At 71.6% G+C, this 16,106-nt stretch carries 15 protein-coding genes and 1 tRNA gene; 12 read left to right on the top strand and 4 right to left on the bottom strand.

The genetic code is table 11. The features are described 5' to 3' along the window. From BIV23_RS41705 to BIV23_RS41650, 12 genes are all read left to right on the top strand, one after another. Positions 1-762: hypothetical protein (locus BIV23_RS41705; protein ID WP_425443582.1), on the top strand; the 762-nt coding region annotated here is incomplete at its 5' end. A gap of 48 nt (positions 763-810) precedes the next feature. Continuing rightward, positions 811-1,566, top strand: a complete 756-nt coding sequence (locus BIV23_RS41700; protein WP_071386220.1) for a GntR family transcriptional regulator — start codon at positions 811-813, stop codon at positions 1,564-1,566. A gap of 132 nt (positions 1,567-1,698) precedes the next feature. Beyond that, complete coding sequence (locus BIV23_RS41695; protein ID WP_071386219.1) at positions 1,699-2,823, top strand: TIGR03364 family FAD-dependent oxidoreductase; 1,125 nt, start codon at positions 1,699-1,701, stop codon at positions 2,821-2,823. Between the two features lie 8 nt (positions 2,824-2,831). After that, positions 2,832-3,545, top strand: a complete 714-nt coding sequence (locus tag BIV23_RS41690; protein ID WP_107471432.1) for an HAD family hydrolase — start codon at positions 2,832-2,834, stop codon at positions 3,543-3,545. Position 3,546: 1 nt separating this feature from the next. Continuing rightward, the gene (locus tag BIV23_RS41685) at positions 3,547-4,602 is read left to right on the top strand and encodes an ABC transporter ATP-binding protein (protein WP_071386217.1); all 1,056 of its coding nucleotides are present in this window, start codon (positions 3,547-3,549) and stop codon (positions 4,600-4,602) included. A 112-nt stretch (positions 4,603-4,714) separates the two neighbouring features. Then, positions 4,715-5,464 carry a 2-aminoethylphosphonate ABC transporter permease subunit gene (locus tag BIV23_RS41680; protein ID WP_071386221.1) on the top strand — a complete coding sequence of 250 codons (750 nt, stop codon included), beginning with the start codon at positions 4,715-4,717 and terminating at the stop codon, positions 5,462-5,464. After that, the gene (locus BIV23_RS41675) at positions 5,451-6,248 is read left to right on the top strand and encodes an ABC transporter permease (RefSeq protein WP_071386216.1); all 798 of its coding nucleotides are present in this window, start codon (positions 5,451-5,453) and stop codon (positions 6,246-6,248) included. Before BIV23_RS41680 ends, BIV23_RS41675 begins: the two co-directional genes overlap by 14 nt. 68 nt (positions 6,249-6,316) lie before the next feature. Continuing rightward, positions 6,317-7,369 carry a 2-aminoethylphosphonate ABC transporter substrate-binding protein gene (locus BIV23_RS41670; protein ID WP_071386215.1) on the top strand — a complete coding sequence of 351 codons (1,053 nt, stop codon included), beginning with the start codon at positions 6,317-6,319 and terminating at the stop codon, positions 7,367-7,369. A 130-nt stretch (positions 7,370-7,499) separates the two neighbouring features. Then, positions 7,500-8,279 carry an HAD-IIA family hydrolase gene (locus BIV23_RS41665; protein WP_071386214.1) on the top strand — a complete coding sequence of 260 codons (780 nt, stop codon included), beginning with the start codon at positions 7,500-7,502 and terminating at the stop codon, positions 8,277-8,279. 115 nt (positions 8,280-8,394) lie between these two features. Next, on the top strand, positions 8,395-9,195 hold the full coding sequence (locus tag BIV23_RS53730; protein ID WP_071386213.1) for a hypothetical protein: 801 nt from the start codon (positions 8,395-8,397) through the stop codon (positions 9,193-9,195). A 9-nt stretch (positions 9,196-9,204) separates the two neighbouring features. Continuing rightward, positions 9,205-9,867, top strand: a complete 663-nt coding sequence (locus BIV23_RS41655) for a class F sortase (RefSeq protein WP_071386212.1) — start codon at positions 9,205-9,207, stop codon at positions 9,865-9,867. A 93-nt stretch (positions 9,868-9,960) separates the two neighbouring features. After that, positions 9,961-10,995 carry a glycoside hydrolase family 6 protein gene (locus tag BIV23_RS41650; protein ID WP_071386211.1) on the top strand — a complete coding sequence of 345 codons (1,035 nt, stop codon included), beginning with the start codon at positions 9,961-9,963 and terminating at the stop codon, positions 10,993-10,995. Here the strand turns inward: BIV23_RS41650 and glxA are convergent. The 4 genes from glxA to BIV23_RS41630 all read right to left on the bottom strand — a co-directional run bounded on the left by glxA (position 10,992) and on the right by BIV23_RS41630 (position 16,097). Continuing rightward, positions 10,992-12,926: a radical copper oxidase GlxA gene (gene glxA, locus BIV23_RS41645; RefSeq protein ID WP_071386210.1), complete on the bottom strand. Its 1,935-nt coding sequence runs from the start codon at positions 12,924-12,926 to the stop codon at positions 10,992-10,994. The genes BIV23_RS41650 and glxA overlap by 4 nt on opposite strands. Then, entirely contained in the window at positions 12,923-14,911 is a 1,989-nt protein-coding gene (locus BIV23_RS41640; protein WP_071386209.1) for a glycosyltransferase family 2 protein, read from the bottom strand. The genes glxA and BIV23_RS41640 overlap by 4 nt, the downstream gene beginning before the upstream one ends. A gap of 250 nt (positions 14,912-15,161) precedes the next feature. Beyond that, positions 15,162-15,911 (bottom strand): FadR/GntR family transcriptional regulator, encoded by a 750-nt coding sequence (locus tag BIV23_RS41635; RefSeq protein ID WP_071386208.1) that lies wholly within the window; start codon positions 15,909-15,911, stop codon positions 15,162-15,164. A gap of 112 nt (positions 15,912-16,023) precedes the next feature. After that, a tRNA-Lys gene (locus tag BIV23_RS41630) sits at positions 16,024-16,097 on the bottom strand. Positions 16,098-16,106: the final 9 nt, after the last annotated feature.

The raw sequence follows: 16,106 nt of genomic DNA, 5'->3' as shown, positions 1-16,106 counted from the left end.
GCTCCGCCCCCGCCCCCGTCCCCCCTCCCGCGCCTGGCCGCGGTCGCCGTCCCCGTCACGGCTGCCGTCGCCCTCCTCGTCCCCCTGTCCGCACCGGCCGCCCGGGCCGCCGGTGCGACCGCGCGTCCCGCGTGTGCCGCATCCGACGCGCATGCCTTCCCGCTCACCGCCCGGATCCGCGGGGGGCCGGAGTCGTACGAGGCGGGCGGCGGATTCGGCACCTGGTACATCGATCTCACCAACACCACCCGGCGCACCTGCACCGGTGTCCACCCGGTCGTCGTCCTCGTCGACAGCCGACGCGCCCTGAAAGCGGACCAGCCCCGGCTGGACTTCTACGACGGCTCCCGGGCCCGGCCGGTGCCGTTCGAGAGCACCGACGAGCAGGAGCTGGTCGGGGTGCTGGACGCCGCCGGGTTCGACGGGTTCACCGTGCCGCCCGGCAGGACGGTCAGCGTCAGGGTGCGGCTCTCGATCACCTCGGACGCCGTGGCCGACCGGGTCACCGCCGGCGCCGCCGTCGTCCAGCGCCGGGGCGGGGACGACGGGGACTGGGTCGGGCAGTCCGATCCGTACGTGTTCGGGATCGTGCGCGAGGGAGACCATGAGGGGGCCGGTGCCGAGGCGGGGGGTGAAGTCGGTGAGCGGGCAAGCGAGTTGGCGGGTACCGGGACCGGGTCCGCCGTCGGCCCGGCGGCCGTGGCCGGAGCCCTGGGCGGGGCCGGGGCAGGGGCGTTCCTGCTGGCCCGTCGGCGTCGCTGAGCCGGGTCCCGTACCGGAAACGCTCCCGCCGTCTGCGAATATCCCTGCGTGGACTACCCGAACGACCAGGCCCCCGGCGCCCCCGTCCGCTCCGGCATCCCCGAGCACGGGCGCATCCCCAAGTACTACGCCGTGAAGGCGCGGATAGCCGCGCTGCTGGAGGAGCTGGGGGAGGGCAGCCCCATCCCCACCGAGAGGGATCTGGCCGAGAGCTACGACGTCGCGCGCGAGACCGTGCGGCAGGCGGTGCGGGAGCTGGTGCTGGAGGGGCGGTTGCGGCGCCGGGGGCGCGGGACCGTCGTCGCCGGGCCCAAGCTCGCCCAGCCGCTGTCCCTCGCCAGCTACACCGAGGGGGTGCGCCGGCAGGGCCGTACACCCGGCCGTACCCTCGTCACCCTCGACCGCTTCCCGTGCCCCGAGGCCCTCGCCGCCGAGACCGGGCTCACCCGGGGCGAGCCCGTGTGGCACCTGGAGCGCGTGCTGCTCGCCGACGAGGAGCGGGTCGGGCTGGAGAGCACGTACGTCGCCGTCGCGCGGGTGCCCCGGCTGGACGCCGACTTCGACCCGGACTCCTCCTTCTACGGCTATCTCACCGCCCAGGGCATCGCCTTCGGTGACGCCGACGAGCGCATCGAGACCGTGCTGGCCACCCCCCGCGAGGCGCTGCTCATCGGTACGCCGCCCGCCCTGCCGATGCTGCTGATCCACCGCGTCTCGCGGGACACGGACGGCGGGCCGCTGGAGCGGGTGCGCTCGCTGTACCGGGGCGACCGGTTCTCCTTCACCACGCACCTGCGCGGCTGAGAAGCGAGTACCCGGGCACTCTCAGTTGTGTCACGAAAAGATAACGGGTCTAGCCCAAACTTGAGGGGTCGTTCACGCTCTCGTTGACAGCCGGATATCTCCGGTTACCCGATCCCGAGGAGCGTTGCCGACGTGAGAGTGACAGTCGTAGGAGCAGGCGTGGTGGGCACCATGCACGCCTGGCACGCGGTCCAGCGCGGCCACCAGGTCGTCCAGATCGAGCGCGAGACCGAGGCGCGCGGCGCCTCGCTGCGCAACTTCGGGCAGATCTGGGTCAGCGGCCGCGCGGGTGGAGAAGAGCTGGAGACCGCGCTGCGGGCGCGGGAGCTGTGGGAGGAGATCGGCGCCCGGGTGCCGAAGCTCGGGTTCCGGGCCAACGGGTCGCTGACCCCGGTCCGCGGCCCCCTGGAGCTGGCGGTCGCCGAGGCCGCCGTCGCCCGCCCGGACGCCGCCGACCGCGGCTACAAGCTGCTGCTGCCCACCGAGGCCCGGGCCCTGAACCCCGCCCTGCGCGGCGAGTTCACCGCCGCCCTGTACTGCGAGCGGGACGCGGCCGTCGAGCCGCGCACCGCCCAACTGGCCCTGCGCGAAGAGCTGTTGAAGTCCCCGGACTACACCTTCCTGCCGGGCCGCGAGGTCCGCGACGTGGTCGGCCCCGGCGCCGTGCGGGACGACCACGGCGACGTGCACCACGCCGACGCCGTCGTCCTGTGCACCGGCGCCTGGCTCGGCGGACTCGTCCGCGAGCTGGCCGGACCCGACCTGCCCGTGCGCCGCGTCCGCCTGCAGATGATGCAGACCGACCCGCTGGGCGAGCCGCTGACCACCTCCGTCGCGGACGCCGACAGCTTCCGCTACTACCCCGCCTACGGCTCCCCGGCGCTGGACGCGCTGAACGCCGGACAGCCCCAGGCGCCGACGGCCGCCGAGCACAGGATGCAGCTGCTGATGGTGCAGCGCGCCGACGGCGCACTGACCATCGGCGACACCCACGAGTACGAGCACCCCTCCGCCTTCGACACCGTCGAGGAGCCCTACGAGCACCTCACCGCGGTCGTCGAGTCCCTGCTCGGGCGCCCGCTGCCGCGCATCCGCCACCGCTGGGCCGGCGTGTACGCGCAGTGCACCGACCCGAGCCGGGTCGTGCACCGGCAGCAGGTCGGCGACGGCGTGTGGCTGGTCACCGGGCCCGGCGGGCGCGGCATGACCTGCTCCCCGGCGATCGCCGAAACGACCGCGAACGAACTGGGCTGGTGAACACCCTCATGACCGACATCCCGCAGGACATCCGGCTCGTCGTCCTCGACATGGCCGGCACCACCGTCGCCGACGGCGGCCTCGTCGAGCGCGCCTTCGCCGCCGCCGCTGCCGCTGCCGAACTCGGCGTCGAGACCGGCTCGCCCGAGCACACCGAGCACCTCGCGTACGTCCGCGCCACCATGGGCGAGTCCAAGATCTCCGTCTTCCGGCACCTGTTCGGCACCGAGGAGAGGGCCCAGCGCGCCAACGCCGCCTTCGAGAAGGCCTACGGCGAGCTGGTCGACGGCGGTCTGGTCGCCCCCGTCCCCGGCGCCCGCGAGGCCATCGAGGAGCTGGCCGGCAGCGGTCGCACCGTCGTGCTGACCACCGGCTTCGCCCGGGTCACCCAGGACGCCGTCCTCGACGCCCTCGGCTGGCGGGACTCCTCGTTCCCCGTCCCGCTCACCCTGTGCCCGGCCGACGCCGGCGGGCGCGGACGGCCGTACCCGGACATGGTCCTCGCGGCCTTCGTCCGCACCGGGGCCGCGGACGACGTGCGCCAGGTCGCCGTCGTCGGCGACACCTCGTACGACGTGCTCAGCGGGGTACGGGCGGGCGCCGGGCTGGTCGCGGGCGTACGCACCGGGGCCCACGGGGACGCCGAGTTCCGCGCCGCCGGTGCCACGCACGTCCTCGACTCCGTGGCCGGGCTGCCCGCGCTGCTGTCGGGAGCGCGCTGAGATGGGCATCCGCCTCGATTCCGTCACCGTCGCCTACGACGGCAACGTCGACACCCTCGCTCTCGACTCCCTCGACCTGACCGTCGAGCCCGGCGAGGTCATGGCGCTGCTCGGGCCGTCCGGCTCCGGCAAGACCACCGCGCTGCGGGCGGTCGCCGGGTTCGTACGGCCCGTGTCCGGGCGGGTGCTCCTCGGCGGCCGGGACGTGACGGACCTGCCGCCGTACCGGCGTGGCATCGGCATGGTCGTGCAGAGTTACGCGCTCTTCCCGCACCTGCGGGTCGACGAGAACGTGGCCTTCGGGCTCAGGGCCAGGAAGACGGCCAGGAGCGAGATACGGCAACGGGTCGCCGAGGCGCTGGAGATGACCGGCATGGCCGCCTACGCCCGCCGCCATCCGCGCGAGCTGTCCGGCGGACAGCAACAGCGGGTCGCCATCGCCCGCGCGCTGGCCATCCGCCCGGACGTACTGCTCCTGGACGAGCCGCTGTCCGCGCTGGACGCCCGGCTGCGCTCCGGGATGCTGGCCGAACTGGCCCGACTGCACCGGGAGTTGCCCGACGTCTCGATGCTGTACGTCACCCACGACCAGGTCGAGGCGCTGACCCTGGCCGACCGGATCGCCGTCATGGACAAGGCACGGCTCCAGTCCTGCGGGACGCCGAGGGAGCTGTACCGCTCCCCGGCCGACGCGTTCACCGCCTCCTTCGTGGGCGGCGCGAACCTGGTGCCCGTGACCGTGGGGACCGGCGGGGTCTCCTTCGCGGGGGCCGAGCTGAAGGTCGGCACGAACGGGGTGGCCGCGGGAGCGCGGGCCACGCTGTGCGTACGGCCGCACCTCGTCGGCCTGGGCCAGGGCCCCAACCAACTCGCCGGCGTCGTACGGGAGATCCAGTGGCGGGGCGCCACACACCGGCTGTACGTCGAGGTCGACGGGCACACGGTCATGGCGGACGTACGCGAACTGAAGGCTCCGCCGGTCCACGGCGACCCTGTGACCCTGCACTTCATGCCTGACGACGCGGTTCTGCTGCCCGCAGAGGTGAGTCATGGCTGAGGCCGCAGAGCGCACGCGGGCCGTCCGTGGCCGGTCGCGCCCGCCCGGCGGCAGCCGCACGTCGAACACGGCCCCGCGCCCCTTCGGGGCGCTTGCGTGGGCCCTGCCTCCCATAGCCCTGCTCGCCCTCTTCTTCCTCTACCCGCTCGCCCTCGTCGTCCAGCAGTCCTTCCGGCCCGACTCCGGCGGCACCTCCCTGCGGCCCTACGCCGACGTCCTCGCCTCCGGCGCCTTCCGGCACGCGCTGTGGACCACCGTCTGGCTGGCGCTCGCCTCCACCGCCGGGTGTCTGCTCCTCGGGTTCCTGCTGGCGCTGGTCATCGCGTTCGTGCCGTTCCCCGGGGCGAAGGGGGTGGCGCGGTTCATCGACGTGTACCTGTCCTTCCCGTCCTTCCTCATCACTCTGGCCCTGCTGTTCCTCTACGGCAGCACGGGCATCGTCGGCTCCTTCCAGTTCCTCACCACGCCCTGGGGCGTGCTGCTGGCGGAGGTCACCTACTTCACGCCGTTCGTGATGCGGCCCCTGCTCGCCGCCTTCTCGCAGCTGGACACCGCCCAGCTGGAGGCGGCCTGTTCGCTGGGCGCGCGGGCGCCGCGGATCGTGCGGCAGGTGATCCTGCCGGAGGCGCTGCCCGCGCTCGCCGCCGGCGGGAGCCTCGTCCTGGTGCTCTGCCTCAACGAGTTCGGCATCGTGCTGTTCACCGGCGCCAAGGGCGTCACCACCCTGCCGATGCTCGTCTACGGCAAGGCGATCCTGGAGTCCGACTACCCGGGCGCGTGCGTGGTCGCCGTCGTCAACGTCCTGATCTCCGTGGGCCTCTACGCCCTCTACCGGGTGGTGAGCCGTCGTGCTGGTGCATAGCCGCGGGGCCAGGTGGGCCGTGTGGACGGTGTTCGCCGTCCTCTTCCTGCCGCTGTTCGCCCTGCCCCTCCTCGTCATCCTCGGCGCCTCCCTCGCCACCCACTGGTCCGGCGTCCTGCCCTCGGGCGCGACCGTCGCCCACTACCGTGCCGCCACCCGGGGCGAGGCCCTCCAGGCGCTCACCACCAGCCTGCTCACGGCCCTCGGTGCCAGCCTGCTCGCGCTGACCGTCGGCACCTGGGCCGCGCTCGCCGCGGCGGGGCTGAGGAAGCGGTACCGCAGCATCATGGACGCCCTGTTCGTCCTGCCGGTCGCCGTCCCCTCCGTCGTGGTCGGACTGTCGGTCCTGGTCGCCTTCTCCCAGCCGCCGCTGCTGCTCAACGGCACCCGGTGGATCGTGATCCTCGCGCACACCGTGCTGGTCACGGCCTTCGCCCACCAGTCCGTGTCGGCGGCGATCACCCGCCTCGACCCGGCCTACGAACAGGCCGCCGCCTCCCTCGGCGCCCGCCCCGCCCACGTCCTGTGGCGGGTCCGCCTCCCCCTCCTGCTGCCCTCCCTGACCGCCGCCGCCGGCCTCTGCTTCGCCCTGTCCATGGGCGAGCTGAGCGCCACGATGATGCTCTATCCGCCCGACTGGACCCCGCTGCCGGTCCTGGTCTACGCGGCCACCGACCGGGGCGCCCTGTTCACCGGATCGGCCGTGGCCGTGGTGCTGATGGCCGCGACCCTGCTCGTCCTGTTCGCCGTCTCCCGGGTCCGCACCCGGGCGTCGTACCGCTGACACCCCCCCACCGCAGAGCACCCCCCACTCCCGTAACCCCCGTGAAAACGCCAGGAGTTGGCCTCGCCATGCCCAGAAACCGCCTCTCGCTCGCCATAGCCCTCGCCCTGCTCGCCACCCCCGCGCTGTCCGCCTGCGGCACCTCCACCGCCTCCGACGCCAAGGAGGTCACCGTCTACAGCGCCGACGGCCTCAAGGGCGAGAACGGCGACGGCTGGTACGACAAGGTCTTCGCGGACTTCACCAGGCAGACCGGCATCAAGGTCAAGTACGTCGAGGGCGGCTCCGGCGAGATGGTGCAGCGCGCCGTCCGCGAGAAGAGCAACCCGCAGGCCGACGTGCTGGTCACCCTGCCCCCCTTCATCCAGGAGGCCGACGCCAAGGGCCTGCTGCAGAAGTACGAGGTGAAGGACGCGGACCAGGTCAGCGGCGCCGACAAGGCGGTCGACGGCTCCTGGATCTCCGTCGTCGACAACTACTTCGGCTTCGTCTACAACAAGAAGGAGCTGAAGCAGGCCCCGAAGACCTGGGAGGAGCTGCTCGACGCGAAGTACAAGAACAAGCTCCAGTACTCCACCCCGGGCGTCGCCGGCGACGGCACCGCCGTCCTCATCAAGGCGATCCACGACTTCGGCGGCAAGGAGCAGGCCCTCGCCTACCTGAAGAAGCTCCAGGCCAACAACGTCGGCCCGTCCGCCTCCACCGGCAAGCTCGCGCCCAAGGTCGACAAGGGCGAACTCCTCGCCGCCAACGGCGATGTCCAGATGAACTACGCCCAGGCCAAGACCATGCCGAACCTCGGCATCTGGTTCCCGGCCGACAAGGACGGCAAGCCCTCCACCTTCGCCCTGCCCTACGCGGCCGGCCTGGTCACCAGGGCCCCGCACAGCGAGAACGGAAAGAAGCTGCTCGACTTCATGCTCGCGCAGAAGCAGCAGCAGGAGGTCAGCTCCATCGGCGGCGGCTTCAGCGCCCGCCAGGACGTCAAGGCCACCGACGCCAACGCCGTCGCCCTCACCAGGATCATGGAAGGCGTCGACTTCTTCGAGCCCGACTGGAACGACATCGACAAGAACCTCACGTCGTACGTCGAGGACTGGAAGTCGGCGACCGGCAGCTGAGCCGATCGACAGGCGGACGACCAGGTCGGGATCAGGGCATCGAACATTAGGCTGGAGGGCGTCGGTACGCCGTGGTTCCGGCGCCCCCGCTTTGCCTTGTCGACCGCACGTACGCCAGGAGACGCACAACATGGCAGACCGCAAGCCGATCGAGTCGTGGCTCACCGACATGGACGGTGTCCTGATCCACGAGGGCGTTCCGATCCCCGGCGCCGACGCCTTCCTGAAGAAGCTGCGCGAATCGGGCCGGCCCTTCCTGGTGTTGACCAACAACTCCATCTACACCGCCCGCGACCTGCACGCCCGGCTGCGCCGGATGGGCCTGGACGTGCCGGAGGAGAACATCTGGACCTCGGCCCTGGCCACCGCCCAGTTCCTCGACGACCAGCGGCCCGGCGGCAGCGCCTACGTCATCGGCGAGGCCGGTCTGACCACCGCCCTGCACGACATCGGCTACATCCTCACCGACCACGAGCCCGACTTCGTGATCCTCGGCGAGACCCGCACCTACTCCTTCGAGGCCCTGACCAAGGCCGTCCGGCTGATCAACAACGGCGCCCGGTTCATCGCCACCAACCCCGACAACGTCGGCCCCTCCATCGAGGGCGACCTGCCCGCCACCGGTTCGGTCGCCGCCCTGATCACCGCCGCGACCGGCAAGAAGCCGTACTTCGTCGGCAAGCCCAACCCGCTGATGATGCGCGCCGGGCTCAACGCGATCGGCGCCCACTCCGAGACCTCCGCGATGATCGGCGACCGCATGGACACCGACGTGCTCGCGGGTCTGGAGGCCGGGATGCGCACGTTCCTGGTGCTCAGCGGGGTCACCCAGCCGGACACCGTCGACCGGTACCCCTTCCGCCCCTCCCGGGTCGTCGACTCCATCGCGGACCTGGTCGACCTCGTCTGACGCAGCTGACCAGCGGCTTTCAAACCCGGGCCCACCCATATGGAGCAATCGGGCGCCCCCAGAGGATGCGGGGGCGCCTGTGCCGGGGGAGCCTCCAGATAACTGGAGGTTCACGATGGGCTCACTTCGCCTCACTGTCTGTACCGGAATCCTGGCCGTCGCCGCCCTCACACCGCCGGCCCACGCGGCCGACGGCGGCTCGGTCTCCGTGACTCCCGGCTCCCCGTCCCCCGGTACCGACGTCTCCCTGCGTGTCCGCGGCTGCTCCGGTCCCGAGGGCACCGCCGTCTCGGGCGCCTTCGTCTCCGACGCGCGGCTGACCGGCAAAGGAGGCCACCTCTCCGGCGAGACCCGCGTCCGCTCCTCCCTCGCGCCCGGCGCCTACGACGTGCGGATCACCTGCGCCGACTACGTCCTCAGCGGACGGATCACGGTGACGGGCGGCCGGGGCGCCGCCCGGGGGACGGCCGAGGGATCCGCCCGGGGAACCGACCCGGCATCCGCCCGGGGAACCGACCCGGGATCCGGCTGGGGCACCGACCCGGCATCCGCCCGGGGAACCGACCCGGGATCCGGCTGGGGCACCGACCCGGCATCCGCCCGGGGAACCGACCCGGGATCCGGCTGGGGCACCGACCCGGGATCCGGCTGGGGCACCGACCGCGGAAGCGGACAACAGACCGGACAGACCGGACAGGCCGGGGAGTCGGACCGGCGGCCCGACACCGCCGCCTCTCCCGTCGCCCCCGTCCACGCGGGCGGCGGCGGTACCGCCACGCACTTCGCCACCGTGGCCACCAGTGAGTCCGGCCCCGACACCGCCGAGACGGTCACCGGCCTCGGGCTGGCCGGGGTCGCCGCGCTCGCCGTCGGGCTCCGCGGTCGCCGGGGCCGCGACCGCCGCACCGGCCGCTGACGGGCCCGCATGACCGACGACCAGGGGCAGCCCGGCACCGGCACCGGTCGGCTGGTCCCCCTCGCCACCTGGGCGCTGCTGCTGCTCGGGCTGTGGCTGTGGGGCCGGGCGGTCACCGGCGTACCGGGCGGCACGGCCACGGGCGGCACCTGGGCCTCCGGAGCCGTGGACCCCGCCCTGCTGCCCCGCGCGGCCGCGCCTCTCGGCGACGCGCTGCCGCAGCGCGTGGACATCCCCCGGCTCGGTGTGCAGGCCCCCGTGGTGGCCCGCGGCCTCGACGCCGAGGGCGCCGTCGACCCGCCGCCGTTCGACCAGCCGGGCGTGGTCGGCTGGTACGGCGCCGGCACCAGGCCCGGCGCCAGGGGCGCGGCCCTCCTGGTCGGACACGTCGACACCAGGACCCGGCCCGGCGTCTTCTACAAGCTCAGCACGCTCACACCGGGCGCGACGGTCCGGGTCGTCCGCTCGGACGGCAAGGTCGCCCGCTTCACCGTCGACGACGTCCGCGTCATGCCCCGCACCGGCTTCGACGCCCACCAGGCCTACGGCCCCCGCCGCCCCGGCCGCGCCGAACTGCGCCTGATCACCTGCGGCGGCGCCTTCGACCGCACCACGGGCTCCTACACCGCCAACGTGGTGGTCGACGCCTACCTCACGGGCACCTCGCACTGACCCCGCACGCCCCGGCGCGCGACCTCGTGACGGGGCGTCCCGATATGTCAGCATGGGACGGCACCCGGACCAGTGCGCCCAGGGGGGAAACGAATGGACGACAGCAGGGGGGCCCGGGCGAGCGCGCGGGCGTCCACGGCGGTGGTGCTGGGGGCGGCGCTGCTGCTCGCCGGCTGCTCCTCGGGAGGCGGAGGCGGCGACAAGAACGCCGACCCGGGCGCCCCGATCACCCAACAGCCCCAGTCCGCCGACCCGTTCTGGGTGAACCCGGACGGCACGGCGGCCCGTCAGCTCGCCGCCTACCGCAAGGCGGGCAGGACGTCCGACGCCGAGCAGATCAGGAAGATCGCCGAGCAGCCCGTGGGGGAGTGGATCGGCCCGGAGAACCCCGAGCAGGAGGCCCGCGGCTTCACCGAGGCCGCCCAGCACGCCGACCGTACGGCCCTGCTCGTGCTCTACGACATCCCGCACCGCGACTGCGGCCAGTACTCCGAGGGCGGCGCCGCCGACGGCAACGCCTACCGCGCCTGGATCGACGGCGTGGCCCGGGGCATCCAGGACCGCCCGGCCGTCGTCGTCCTCGAACCGGACGCCGTACTGCACCTGGTGGACGGCTGCACGCCCCACCAGTTCCACGAGGAGCGCTACGACCTGCTCCGGGGCGCGATCAGCACGCTCAAGTCCCTGAAGAACACGAAGGTCTACCTCGACGCGGGCAACGCCGGCTGGGGCCACCCGGACCAGATCCTCCCGTCCCTCCAGCAGGCCGGCGTCGCGCAGGCCGACGGCTTCGCCGTCAACGTCTCCAACTTCTACTCCACCCAGGACTCCCTCGCCTACGGCAGACAGCTCTCGGCGAAGGTGGGCGGCAAGCACTTCGTCATCGACACCAGTCGCAACGGCAACGGCCCCGCCACGCAGGGCGATCCGGGCCAGCGCTGGTGCAACCCGCCGGGCCGCGCCCTCGGCGAGACCCCGACGACGAGGACGTCCGACCCCCTCGTGGACGCCTACCTGTGGGTCAAGCGCCCGGGGGAGTCGGACGGGACGTGCAAGGGGGGCCCGAAGGCGGGGGACTGGTGGGCGAGTTACGCACTCGCCCTGGCCCGCAACAGCAAGCAGCCCTAAGGCACCTTGACCCACTGTGCGACGGACGGCGTCCCCTGGTCGTCGTCCGCGAACAGCATGTACCAGCCGGACGGCACCAGGTTCCGGTTCGTCGGCACGGTCACCGTGACCTTGTTCCCGGACGCCTTGAAGTCCAGCGCGACCGACCGCTGGTCCACGTCCGTGACATGCGTCGACGCGCTCGGCCGGATCAGCCGCATCTTCTTGATGCCGGCCGCCTGCCGCGACGTGAACGTCCCCGAGGCGCCCCGCGCGATCGTCTGCGGACCGCCGCTCAGCGACGGCCGCGAACCCCGGTACAGATAGGGCGGGGTGTAGATCTCGATCCGCTGCTCGAACTTCCCCGGCTTGGTGTTCGCCTTGTCGCCGTACAGCGAGTCGGACCCGAAGAACATCACCCGCCCGTCCGGCAGCAGGATCGAGCCGGAGTGGTAGTTGCGGCCCACCAGCGGATCGGCGACCCGGGTGAAGCTGTTGCTGTCGGGGTGGTACAGCCGCGCCTGCAGGATGTTGGAGTCGCCGCGCCCCCGGTAGTCCTCCGAGCCGCCCGACACCAGCACCGTGTCGTCCGGCAGGACCGAGGACTGCGGATACCGGGTCCCCTTCTCCAGCGGCGGTCCGTCCACGAACGCGGGCCGTTTGGCCTTCAGGTCGATGAGCCGCGTCTTCCTGCTCGACAGCTTCGACTCACCGACCCCGCCGCCGCCGATCACCATGAACTTCTCGTCCTGCGCGGGCGGCAGCAGTACGGTCCCGGAGGTCTCCATCATGTTCGGGTCGCCGAGCCCGGGCAGCTTCGTGAACGCGTTGCTGCCGACGTCCCAGATGCCGGGCTCCCGGCCCACGTCGTCCGGGCCGTACCCGGCGTTGGACCCCGAGTAGAAGATCTTCCCGTTCTGCATCAGGAACAGCGCGGGGTACGTCGGGAACTGCCGGGTCGTCCTCGTGTACGTCCACTTCCTCGTCGCCGGGTCGAAGATCTCGTTCTTGCCCGGCACCAGCTGGCCGATGTCGTCCAGGCCCGAGACGCTGAGGATCCTGCCGTCCGACAGGGTCGTGAGCGTCGGGTACCAGCGGGCCTCGTTCATCGGGTCGACCTTGATGTACCGCTCGGCGACCGGGTCGAACTCGTAGGCGTCCTTGATGCCTTCGAAGTCCTTCTTGTCGAGGGCGAGCTTCTGCGCGATGCCGTACGTGTTGCGGGCGTCGGCGCCGGACAGGCCCTGGACCGTGTAGTTGTCCTGGGTGCCGGTCTCGTACTGGGTGCCCTCGCGCGGCGCCTCGACGTAGACCCGGCCGTAACCTGGGTTGTTCCGCAGCCACGTGCCGGTCTTGTCGAAGACCTTCGTCGCGCGCGGGAGGAGCACCGGGTCCTGCGAGACGAACGTCCTGCCGTTCTGCTTGCCGGTGAACCGCGTGCCGGCCGGCAGCGTCATCGGCTTGTCCGGGTTCTCGTTGTAGAGGATCATGACGCCGCCGGCCTTCTTGACGTCGCCCTTGAGCTTCTCGTACCGCTTGGTGCCGCCGGCGATCAGGACGTTGCCGTTGCCGAGCTGGGTGTGGCCGGTGCAGAACAGGTCGGCCGGGGTGGGCACCTTCTTGATCGTGCCCTTGACCGGGTCCCAGATCCGGGTGTCGAACTTCTTGGCGTCGAAGTTGTCCTGGTTGTTGCCCGAGCCCGCGATCATCAGGATCTTCCCGGTGCGCAGCAGGGACGCGTGGATCGTGTCCTGCCGGAACTCCTTGGGGAACTCGATGACGTCCCAGTGGCCGTTCTCGGCCTTGTACTCGGGTCTGTTGATCTTGTACTGGTGGTACTGCGCGGTGGCGAAGCGGTACACCCACGGCCCGTTCATCCCGGCCAGCGCGAGCACCACCGCCGTGCCGATCGCGAGCCTGCGGGCGCGACGTCGGCCGGCCTGGTCCTTCATTCCTTACGTCCCCCAAGTCCGCCAAGGGCGATCTGCATGGTCTGTTCGTTCGTCTCCGCGGCCGGGCCCGCCGGCGGTCCGGCGCTCGCCCAGGACGGCCGCTGCTGCGGCGCCGGCGCCGGGTGCGGTGCGGCGGGCACCGAGTCCTGCGGCCCGGTCCCCGCCGCCACGGGCGCGGGCCCGCGCCGCTCCTGCCGCAGGGTGTACCGCCAGACGAGGATCGGCGAGGCGGTGATCAGCAGCGCGAGGGCCGCCCAGACGATCATCGCCGGGTGGGAGTGCCCGAACACGAAACCGGCGGCGAGCGAGCCGCCGAAGACCAGGATGAAGAACCAGTGCACCCTGAACGTCCCGAACAGCGTGTCGGGGCTGGCCGACTCGCCCTTGGGCGTCACGACGAACGTGCTCTTGCGGCGCAGCACCGCGTCCATCAGCGAGCGGGCGTAGATCGGCGCGGACAGCGCGGACATCACCATGCCCGCGACACCGCCCGACCCCTCCGGCTCGTGCGGGGAGACGTTGTGCCGCCGGTTCCAGACGTACAGGCCGATCTGGAGCGCGGAGGCGTTGCCGTACAGCATCAGCCACACGGTCGGGTCGATGTTCACGCCCGAGGCGCCCAGCCCGAGGAACAGGGCGCAACTCAGTGCCGCGAGGATCCAGTTGAGGGCGGACATCGGGTAGAAGATGATCATCATCGTGTAGTTGAAGAGCTTGCCCGGCCCCAGTGTGAACAGGCCCTTCCAGTACTGCTTGAGGATCGTCTCGTACGTCCCCCGGGACCAGCGCAGCTGCTGCGTGAAGAAGTCCGTCCAGGCGTTCGGGCCCTCGCCGACGGCGAGGACGTCCGGCGTGTAGACGGACTTCCACTTCCGCCCCGTCGCCGGGTTCTTGGCCCGGTGCATCTCGAAGCCGGTCGCCATGTCCTCGGTGATCGAGTCGTACAGCCCGCCGATCTGCTTCAGCGCCCTGATCCGTACGGCGTTGGAGGTGCCGACGAACATGGGGGCGCCGTAGCGGTTGCCGGCGCGCTGGATCAGGGCGTGGAAGAGGAACTGCTGGGACTCGGCGGCCTTGGTGACGAACGTGTCGTAGTTGCCGTAGACCTGCGGGCCGATGACGAAGCCGACGTCCGGGTCGCGGAAGTAACCGAGCATCCGCTCCAGGTAGTTGGGCAGCGGGACGTGGTCGGTGTCGACGGAGGCGAAGTAGTCGTAGGCGTCGCCGTGCGCCGCCAGCCAGGCGTTGTAGTTGCCGTGCTTGGTCTTCGCGCGGTGCGGCCCCTCGGGCCGGTTCCACTGCTCCACCCCCTTGCGGGTGAAGTGGTGCACGCCGAGCCGGGCGCAGACCTCCTTGACGGCCGGGTCGTCGCCCTCGTCCAGCAGCCACACGTGCAGCAGGCCCCGGTGGCGCAGCCGCACCGCCGCCTCCAGGGTCTTGGTCACCATCTCCAGCGGCTCCTTGCCGGGCACGAAGGTGGTGATGAAGGCGACCCGGGTGCCGGTCTCGGGCACGACCGGGACCGGGTCACGGGCGACCAGCGTGGCGTGCGCGTTGGACAGCACGTTCAGGCAGCGGAAGAACTCGATCAGACCGATCGAGACGAGCATGACGACGTCGAGGGCCGGCAGGAAGTCGTAGGCGGGATAGTCACGTTCGGTCCAGTGCGCGGGGCGCAGCAGCCAGAACAGCAGGACCAGCGAGAGGATCGGGGCCGCGCCCAGCATGAGCGCCGCGCGTATCCGGTGCGGTTCCTGGGACAGCAGCGACCGGTACGCCACCGTGTACGGCTTCGCCGGGTCGGGCTGGGTGAGCGGGCCGGCGAGCCGGCTGTAGTGCTCGTAGTCGTATCTCGGCAGGCTCTTCCGTATGCGGCGGAACTGACCCGTCCGATGGGTGACCGCCCTCAGCTGTGTGGTCCGTGACGGGTCGTCGGTCCGATCGTGAGCGTGGCTCTGCCCGGCGCCCCTCGGCGTCGACGTCATGAGTCATTCCCCCCACACGCGGTGCACCGCGTGTTCCTTGATCAATGGTGGCGCGACTGACGGCGCGTTTCCCCACGTCTTCCCCACTCCACAGACACAGGATCGCGCCCTTCCGGTTGCAGGGGCCCCCTCCCCGTCGGTGTGCAACCGGTTACTTCCCCCCAACTGCCGCCAATGGGCCGCAGCTTGGACATCCAGGGTTCTACGCCGTTCAGCATGATCGCAAGACGCGAAACGCGGTGTTTACCGGTCAAACCCGTTCATTGTGGCGCGTGTGGGGCTCGGGGGACCGAGGTGCGCCGGTGCTCCCGGAGGGCCGGGGCGCGCCGGTCGTGGAGAGGCGGAGGCGGATGTTGCCGAAGTGATCCCTTATGGCCTCCTCCGCCCGCGGCGAGTCCCCGGACCGGACCGCGTCCAGGATCTCCCGGTGCTGGCGACAGGTGACCCGGGGGTCCTGCGGCACGTCCACCAGATCCCGCTGCACCCGGTGGAAGGCGTCCCAGAACGCCTCCAGCACCTCGCTCAGCAGTACGTTGTCCAGCCCCCGGTAGAGGGCGGCGTGAAAGGCGCGGTCGGTCTCGGCGAGGCCGGCTCCCTGTGCGGCCTCCTGTTCCATACGGGCGACGAGGGCATCCAGTTCAACGAGGTCCGACTCGGGCAGCCGTCCGGCCAGCCGCGAGACCAGCCCGGTCTCCACGGCCTCGCGCAGCTCCAGCAGCTGGAGCAGGGAGTCCTCGCCCCGGTAGTGCCCGGCGACCGTGCGGAAGGCCAGGCCCTCGATCATCGGCGCGAACGACATCGAGCCGACGTACGTCCCGAACCCGTGCCGGATCTCCACGATGCCCATCGCCTGGAGCGCCTTCAGCGCCTCGCGCACCGAGTTCCGGCTCGCCCCGAGGTACTCCATCAGCTCCGGCTCGGTCGGCAGCGGGGCGCCCGAGGGCAGCCGCCGCTCGACGATCAGCTTCTTGATCCGCTCCTGGAGGTCCCGGGCTGCCATGGCCAGAGCGTATCCGGCCAAACGAGGGGATCGGCAGAGGGATGTCCGCGCAACAACAGAGATGGCGACCCAGGTCCGCGCTTTCTGCGGACATGGATCGCCATCGTCATCGTGCGCCGCCAGGGACTCGAACCCCGGACCCGCTGATTAAGAGTCAGCTGCTCTAACCAACTGAGCTAGCGGCGCCTGCTGACG

It is taken from the genome of Streptomyces monashensis (assembly GCF_001866665.1).
Taxonomy (GTDB): domain Bacteria; phylum Actinomycetota; class Actinomycetes; order Streptomycetales; family Streptomycetaceae; genus Streptomyces; species Streptomyces monashensis.
Note: the sequence above shows the minus strand (reverse complement) of the source record. Positions and strands in the feature narration are given on the sequence as shown.